The organism is Stutzerimonas kunmingensis (assembly GCF_032106285.1).
GTDB classification, from domain to species: domain Bacteria; phylum Pseudomonadota; class Gammaproteobacteria; order Pseudomonadales; family Pseudomonadaceae; genus Stutzerimonas; species Stutzerimonas kunmingensis_B.
Map to the genome: position 1 here is coordinate 24,189 of NZ_DAMCPO010000037.1, position 7,928 is coordinate 32,116.

Annotated in this window: 7 protein-coding genes; 2 read left to right on the top strand and 5 right to left on the bottom strand. The window is 63.8% G+C overall.

Going from position 1 to position 7,928, the window contains the following annotated elements; translation table 11 throughout:
• Positions 1 to 81: 81 nt before the first annotated feature.
• Together RT582_RS20465 and RT582_RS20470 are read right to left on the bottom strand one after the other, a co-directional pair.
• A complete protein-coding gene (locus RT582_RS20465) occupies positions 82 to 504 on the bottom strand; it encodes a nuclear transport factor 2 family protein (RefSeq protein WP_014820531.1) in 423 nt (140 codons plus the stop codon).
• 31 nt (positions 505 to 535) lie between these two features.
• On the bottom strand, positions 536 to 2,566 hold the full coding sequence (locus tag RT582_RS20470; RefSeq protein WP_255849040.1) for an NADPH-dependent 2,4-dienoyl-CoA reductase: 2,031 nt from the start codon (positions 2,564 to 2,566) through the stop codon (positions 536 to 538).
• A 187-nt stretch (positions 2,567 to 2,753) separates the two neighbouring features.
• Between RT582_RS20470 and RT582_RS20475 the strand changes: the two genes are divergently transcribed.
• Positions 2,754 to 3,767, top strand: a complete 1,014-nt coding sequence (locus RT582_RS20475; RefSeq protein ID WP_046620056.1) for a carbon-nitrogen hydrolase — start codon at positions 2,754 to 2,756, stop codon at positions 3,765 to 3,767.
• Positions 3,764 to 4,801 carry an AraC family transcriptional regulator gene (locus RT582_RS20480; RefSeq protein ID WP_041014199.1) on the top strand — a complete coding sequence of 346 codons (1,038 nt, stop codon included), beginning with the start codon at positions 3,764 to 3,766 and terminating at the stop codon, positions 4,799 to 4,801. The genes RT582_RS20475 and RT582_RS20480 overlap by 4 nt, the downstream gene beginning before the upstream one ends.
• A gap of 284 nt (positions 4,802 to 5,085) precedes the next feature.
• Here the strand turns inward: RT582_RS20480 and RT582_RS20485 are convergent, their stop codons facing one another.
• Genes RT582_RS20485 through RT582_RS20495 form a run of 3 tightly spaced genes read right to left on the bottom strand, consistent with a single transcriptional unit; the run spans position 5,086 to position 7,700 of the window.
• Positions 5,086 to 5,250: a DUF2474 domain-containing protein gene (locus tag RT582_RS20485; protein WP_023446339.1), complete on the bottom strand. Its 165-nt coding sequence runs from the start codon at positions 5,248 to 5,250 to the stop codon at positions 5,086 to 5,088.
• Positions 5,250 to 6,257 carry a cytochrome d ubiquinol oxidase subunit II gene (gene cydB, locus RT582_RS20490; protein ID WP_003301390.1) on the bottom strand — a complete coding sequence of 336 codons (1,008 nt, stop codon included), beginning with the start codon at positions 6,255 to 6,257 and terminating at the stop codon, positions 5,250 to 5,252. Before cydB ends, RT582_RS20485 begins: the two co-directional genes overlap by 1 nt.
• Before the next feature lie 3 nt (positions 6,258 to 6,260).
• A complete protein-coding gene (locus tag RT582_RS20495) occupies positions 6,261 to 7,700 on the bottom strand; it encodes a cytochrome ubiquinol oxidase subunit I (protein ID WP_313479650.1) in 1,440 nt (479 codons plus the stop codon).
• Positions 7,701 to 7,928 lie beyond the last annotated feature (228 nt).

Consider the following 7,928-nt stretch of genomic DNA (forward strand, 5'->3'; position numbering starts at 1 on the left):
TGTGACTGGGTTGGCAGGGAGTCGCCGCATCGGACGCCGTTCGACCAGGCGCCCAGCGGATTTGCGATGAGCTTAGCTAAATCACTTGCCGCGGTAGGCAGCGAGACGTCGCTTCATCTCGTCGCCCAGGGCCTGCAAGCCACTCATGGGCCGGATCATGACCTCGAATTCGACAATCTTCCCTTCGTCATCGAAGCGGATCATGTCGATGCCCTTGAGCTCACGGTCACCCACCCGGGCGCTGAACTCGAGGACTACATCCGCACCCTGAGCGCTGGCCAGCTCACGGTGGTAGCGAAAGTCCTCGAAAACCTGCAGCACGGTGTTGAGGATCAGGTTCACCGTCGCTGCCCCCTCATACGGCGTGTGAGCCATCGGCGAGCGAAACACCGCCTGCGGATGCAGCAGCTCTGGCAGCCGGCTCAGGTCTCGCTCAGCGATCATTCGGTGCCAGGCCTGCAGGCTATTGGCAGCCCCCGGTTGCAGCGCGATTGCAGTTTCCATGCGTGATCCTCTTTGCGGATGTGCCGTTGGCCTAGAGCGCCGCAGCCAGGCGACAGCCCTGATTGATCGCGCGCTTGGCGTCCAGTTCGGCGGCGACGTCCGCGCCACCAATCAGATGCACCCGCGCGCCAGCGGCCTCAAGCCCTTCCTGCAGCTCACGCAACGGCTCCTGCCCGGCGCAGAGAATCACCGTATCCACCGGCAGTACCTGCGGCTCGCCTTCGCCCACGCGGATGTGCAGTCCGGCGTCATCGATCTGCAGGTACTCCACCGAATTGAGCATCTGCACGTGCTTGTTCTTCAGTCCGGTACGGTGGATCCAGCCAGTGGTCTTGCCCAGCCCGTTACCCACCTTGGACTTCTTGCGCTGCAGCAGATAGACCTGACGCTTGGGCGCATGCGGAGCCGGCTGGATGCCGGCGATACCGCCGCGCACCGACAGCCCGAGATCGATACCCCACTCCTTCCAGAAGGCTTCACGATCCAGGCTGGTGGATTCGCCGTCGTGGGTGATGTATTCCGACACGTCGAAGCCGATACCGCCTGCGCCGATCACCGCGACGCGCTGGCCGACCGGCTTGCGCTCCAGAATCGCATCCAGGTAGCCAATCACCTTCGGATGGTCGACCCCGGGAATTGCAGGCACTCGCGGCGCGATCCCGGTCGCCAGGATGATCTCGTCGAAGCCACCGGCCAGCAGCGCTTCCACCGTCGCGCGGGTGTTCAGACGAACCTCGACTCCGGTTTCTTCGAGGCGGTTCTTGAAGTAGCGCAGGGTTTCGTAGAACTCCTCCTTGCCCGGCACCCGCTTGGCAACATTGAATTGCCCGCCGATTTCGGCAGACGAATCGAACAGCGTCACCTCATGACCGCGCTCCGCTGCGATGGTCGCAGCGGCGAGCCCCGCAGGCCCGGCACCGACGACGGCGATCTTCTTCACCGCGGTAGTGGGGATGTAGTTCAGCTCGGTTTCGTAGCAGGCACGCGGATTGACCAGGCAGGTGGTCAGCTTGCCGCTGAAGGTGTGGTCCAGACAGGCCTGGTTGCAGCCGATGCAGGTGTTGATGCGCTCGCTGTGACCGGCGGCGGCCTTGTTGACGAATTCCGGATCGGCGAGGAACGGCCGCGCCATGGAGACCATGTCCGCATCGCCCTCGGCCAGCACCTGCTCGGCGACCTCCGGGGTATTGATCCGGTTGGTGGTGATCAGCGGAATGCTTACCTCGCCCCGCAGCTTGGCGGTCACCTTGGTGAACGCGGCGCGTGGCACCTTGGTGGCGATGGTCGGAATCCGCGCCTCGTGCCAACCGATGCCGGTATTGATCAGCGTGGCGCCCGCCTGCTCGATGGCCTTGGCCAGCTGCACCACCTCTTCCCAGACACTGCCGCCTTCGATGAGGTCGAGCATCGACAGGCGATAGATGATGATGAAGTCGCTGCCCACCGCTTCGCGCACGCGGCGCACGATCTCCACCGGCAAGCGCATGCGATTCTCGTAGCTGCCACCCCAGCGATCGGTGCGGTGGTTGGTGTGCGCCACCAGGAACTGATTGATGAAGTAGCCTTCCGAACCCATGATCTCGACGCCGTCATAACCGGCTTGCTGGGCCAGGCTTGCGCAGTTGACGAAGTCGCGGATCTGCTTCTCGATGCCCTCCTCGTCCAGTTCGCGCGGGGTGAACGGATTGATCGGCGCCTGGATAGCGCTCGGCGCCACCAGCTGCGGGCTGTAGGCGTAACGCCCGGCATGCAGGATCTGCATGCAGATCTTGCCGCCAGCTTCGTGAACCGCCTGGGTAACGATCTTGTGCTCTTCGGCCTCCTCCGGCGTGGACAGCTTGGCCGCCCCGGCGCGCACCGAGCCTTCCTCATTGGGGCCAACGCCACCGGTGACGATCAGGCCGACGCCGCCGCGAGCGCGCTCGGCGAAGAATGCCGCCATCCGCTCGAAGCCGTTGGGCATTTCCTCCAGGCCCGTGTGCATGGATCCCATCAGGGTACGGTTGCGCAAGGTGGTAAAGCCCAGATCGAGCGGAGCCAGCAGTTTCGGGAAAGCGGTCATCGAAGCATCCTCATCATGACGAGTGCCGAGCCTCATGGGGCTACGGTCGGTATGCAGCGACGATAAACAGCGAAGGTGCCGTACTCAATGATCCAAAGTGACAACTTTTTGATCCTTCTGCGCAAAAAGCTTGGCAACAGGCGCCGCGTTACCTACGCTGACGCAATCCCTCACTGCCCTGCCTCACATGCGCACCTCAATCAATATCGTGCTGTTGCTCGTCCTCGCGGCAGCCTCATTTGCCGTCTACCTCGACTGGACGCAAGACCGTCGTAGCGGCCCACTGCTGTCCGATCTGCGTACGCTACCCATTGAGGACCACGGGCAGGCCGGAAGCGCAGGCAACCTGCTGGGCATCGAGACGCGGCTGCAGCCAGCCGACTACCAGAGCCGCGAGCGGCTGCAACTCAAGTTTCGCACCTACCTCAAGCAGGCGGCCGAAGCCGGAATGCTCAGCGAGCGAACCGTCGTGGTGCTCCCCGAACACGTTGGCACTGGCCTGTTCGCCCTGGGCGAAAAGCCGGAAGTGCAGCAGGCCCGCACCCTGCGCGATGCGATGCAGTGGATGGCGCTCAGCAATCCCGGCAGCTATCTGCGCGCCCTGCCGGATAATCAGGGCGACGATCGGCGTACCGGTGCGGTGTTGCGACTCAAGGCCCGACAGATGGCAGAGGAATACCAGAACGTCTTCGGCGGCCTCGCCAGAGAGTTCGGCGTTACCTTGGTGGCTGGCTCGATCGTGCTGCCGGAGCCCTATCTGGAGAACGATCAGCTGATGATCGGCGATGGCCCGCTGCGCCAGGTAAGCCTGACCTTTGACGGTCGCGGCAAGCCCCTCGGAACGCTGCAGTACAAGCAGGCGTTGAGCCGTTACGAACGCCGCTACAGCGTTGCCCCCATCCCCGAGCGTCGACGGCTGATTGAAACACCGGCGGGCTCGCTGGCAGTGCTGCTGGGCTGCGATGCCTACCTCGAGCAACCGCCTGCCGAAGCGAAACTGCTGGCTGTACCCGGCGCGCTGGCAGATCCGCAGGCGAGCTGTGGCAGTACACATTCCGACGCGCTCAGCGCAAGACCGCACATGGCCGTGCATACCCTCGCCTTGCCCTGGAATCTGCTCGGCTCGCCGCGCCGCCCGGCGCCCCCGGGCCACGGCGTCCCGGTCCAGGTACGCAATCAATGGCTCGGCAGCACCCCATGAATGCGCAACGGGTGCGCCTGGGCGATCTGTCGGTCGGCTTTCTGCACAGCCTTAACGATGCGTTGCAGCTGTACGGCCATGACCCTCAGCCGCTTTTGCTGGCCTACGGACTGGATGGCGAGCGGCTCGCTGAGCCGCATGCCCGCCTCTCGATCCCCCGTTACATGCGGCTCGGGCATGCGGCAATCCAGCTGGCTGGCGATCCCGCTCTGGGCCTGGAGATGGGCCGCCTGCGCAAGCCCGGGCACCTCGGCCTCGCTGGGCTGACCGCCGCTCAGGCGCCCACCGTGCGCGAAGCGGCACGGGCGCTGATCCGTTACGAGGCGCTGTACGCATCCAACTACCGCGGCAGTTCGAGTTTTCACGAAGATGCGTCAGGCGCCTGGCTGCGCTTTTATTCCATCAGCCCTTACAACGCCTACAACCGCTTCGTCGTCGATACCGTGCTCGCCAGCTGGATCTCGCAGCTCAGCCGCTTGAGCGGTCAGCCGCTGGTGCCGATGGCGATCCACATCGAGTTCGAAGCCCCTGACTACGCCTCGCGCTACGACGAGCAGTTCGGCCGGCCGGTAATCTTCGGCGCCGAAGCGAATCAGTTGCAGCTGGATCAGCGCAGCCTGGCTTTGCGCAACCCGGATCATTGCCCCGGCACCTGGCGGCATCTGCTGGAGCTGTGTGAAGCCGAACTGGAACGGCGCACCCGCACCCGCAGTCTGCGCGAGCGGGTCGCACAGATTCTCGGGCCGATGCTCAAGGGCCAGGAGCCGGACCTGCAACAGATCGCTGCACGTCTGCAAATGCCGGCCTGGACACTGCGACGCAAGCTGGCCGAGGAAGACAGCAGCTATCGCGCGATCCTCAACGACACCCGCCGCGACCTGGCGATGGCCTACATTCGCGACACCGAATCCGCTTTCGGCGAGATCGCCTGGCTGCTTGGTTTTTCCTCAGCCGAGGCGTTTCAGCGTGCCTTCAAGCGCTGGAGCGGGCAGACGCCGGGAGACTATCGCCGGGCGCAGCGGCGCGGCGCGTAAACGGCGCATATGCGAGCGGCGCTCAGAGTTCGACCGCATCGTCGGCACAGTCCGGGTGATCCTGCTCAGCGGCATGCCATTCCAGTAGTTCGTCCTGATAGTCGTCCATCGCTAGATTCCTCAGTCGTCGGCGGTTGCCCAAGGCTTGATGCCTGTCTGTGCATCAAGGTTCATGCCAGCAGGCTACAACCGGCAAATGAAGGAATCGTGACGTGCCTTGAGCCTCGCGGGCGGCCAGATCACGGGGCACGCGCGAGTGGCACGCCCCAAACCGGGGCGCGCCTTCAGGGTGAAGACAACCCCGCCGCATTCATCGCCAGGCGCAGCAGCCAGGCGACGATGCCGAGCGCCAGCACGCTGCCACTCCAGATCAGCACCAACCAGCTCATGCGCTGCCAGAGCGGTCGCTGCTCAGGCTGTGCGGGCGGCTTGTTATCCAGATCAGCCATCAGTGATACCCGTCCTCGGCACTGACCTTGCCGCGGAACACGTAATAGCTCCAGGCCGTGTACATCAGGATCAGCGGCAGAATGAGCAGTGCTCCGACCAGGGTGAAGCCCTGACTCTGAGGCGGTGCGGCCGCCTCCCAGATGCTAACCGACGGAGGAATGATGTTTGGCCAGAGGCTGATGCCCAGACCGCTATAGCCGAGGAAGATCAGCGCCAGCGTCAGCAGGAATGGCGTGTAGTTGGCGTAGCGCTGAATCGAGCGCAGCAGTCCGAATGCGCAGAGCAGCACCAGCACCGGAACCGGCATGAAATACAGCAGGTTGGGCATGCTGAACCAGCGCTCGGCGATATCCGGATGGGTCAGCGGCGTCCACAGGCTGACGATGCCGGTAACCACCAGCACCGCCCACACCAGCGGAATGCCGATGTCGTGCATGCGCCGTTGCAGGTCGCCGGCAGTGCGCATCATCAGCCAGGTACAGCCGAGCAGCGCATAGGCAACGATCAGCGCCAGTCCGCAGAACAGCGAGAACGGCGTCAACCAGTCCAGTGCCCCGCCGGCATAGGCCCGATCCTCGACCGGCAACCCGCTGATGAATGCACCAAGCACCACGCCCTGGAAGAAGGTGGCGACCAGCGAGCCGCCGATAAAGGCCTTGTCCCAGACATGCTGGCGCTCGCGGACCACCTTGAAGCGGAACTCGAACGCCACGCCGCGGAAGATCAGCCCCATCAGCATGAAGATGATCGGCAGATAGAGCGCGGACAGCACCACCGAATAGGCCAGCGGAAACGCGGCGAACAGCCCGGCACCGCCGAGTACCAGCCAGGTCTCGTTGCCGTCCCAGATCGGCGCAACGGTGTTCATCATCACGTCGCGCTCCGAGGCGTCCTGCACGAAGGGAAAAAGGATGCCGACGCCGAGATCGAAACCGTCCATCACCACGTACATCATGATGCCGAAGATGATGATCACCGCCCAGATCAGTGAAAGATCGATACCCATGGCTCAGTTCCTCTCGCCCAGTTGATCGCTTTGTCCCTCGGGAAGGGCTTCGTCCGCCGCGGAGATCGGTCGCATCGGCGTGCGCGCCTCGCCGGGCCCACCGGTACCTTTCTCGCGCCCTTCGCTGATCACCGGACCTATGCGCACCAGGCGCAGGACGTACACCATGCCCACCCCGAACACGGCGAAGTAGACGACCACGAACATCGCGAGAGTGAGCCCCAGCTGGCCGGCGCCGTGATTGGATACGGCATCGGCGGTGCGCATCAGGCCATAGATCACCCAGGGCTGACGCCCGATCTCGGTGGTGTACCAGCCAGCCAAGATGGCGATCAGCCCGGAAGGCCCCATCAGCAACACCAGCCGCAGGAACGCGCGTGAGCTGTACATCCGGTCGCCCCGCCGCAACAGCAGACTCCAGATACCGGTGACGATCATCAGCAGGCCGAGCGCGACCATGATCCGGAACGTCCAGAACACGATCGTCGAGTTCGGCCGGTCCTCGGGCGGGAAGTCCTTCAGCGCCGGAATCGGTTCGGTCAGGCTGTGATTGAGGATCAGGCTGGCCAGATAGGGAAGCTCGATCTTGTAGCGCGTTTCCTCGGCCTCCATGTCCGGCCAGCCGAACAGCAACAGTGGCGTCGGCCCGCCTTCGGAGTTGTCCCAGTGCCCTTCCATCGCGGCGATCTTCGCCGGCTGATATTCGAGGGTGTTCAGCCCATGAAAATCACCGATCACCGCCTGCACCGGTGCCACCAGGAGGGCCATCCACATGGCCATCGAGAGCATCTTGCGGATCGCCGGGTTGTCCTTGCCGCGCAACAGCTGCCAGGCCGCCGACGCGCCGACGAAGAACGCCGTGGCGAGGAACGCGGCGACCGCCATGTGCGCCAGTCGATAAGGGAACGACGGGTTGAAGATGATCGCCAGCCAGTCCACCGGCACCACGATGCCGTCGATGATCTCGTGCCCCTGCGGCGTGTGCATCCAGCTGTTGGACGCCAGAATCCAGAAGGTCGAGATCAGCGTGCCCACGGCCACCATGAGCGTGGAAAAGAAATGCAGGCGTTCGCCAACCCGATTCCAGCCGAACAGCATGACCCCGAGGAAACCCGCCTCCAGGAAGAACGCGGTCAGCACCTCATAGGCCAGCAGCGGACCGGTGACGCTGCCGGCGAACTCGGAGTAGGCACTCCAGTTGGTGCCGAACTGGTACGCCATGACGATTCCCGACACCACACCCATGCCGAAATTGACCGCGAATATCTTCAGCCAGAAGTGATAGAGGTCGCGATAGACCTCCTGCCGGGTCTTCAGCCAGAGCCCCTCGAGCACGGCGAGAAAGCTGGCGAGCCCGATGGTGATCGCCGGGAAGATGATGTGAAAGGTTATGGTGAAAGCGAACTGGACGCGCGCCAGCTCTAGTGCTTCCAATCCGAACATGGGCAACAACTCCTCGTCAAATGAGCGCCCGCGTCGTCGATGACGGTAAAAACGGGGTCCAGCACAAGTGACAGCAGAACGCGCCAAGGGTGCGCCGCGCGTGCCGCGCCATCTCGTCGCGCCCTCTGGATCGGCGGTCGATCCATCGCGCTCCAGCGGTCTATGCTGGTCGTAGCCGCGTCAGCCTTGGAGTACCACCGGTGCCGATTCACACCTTCATCCCGCCAT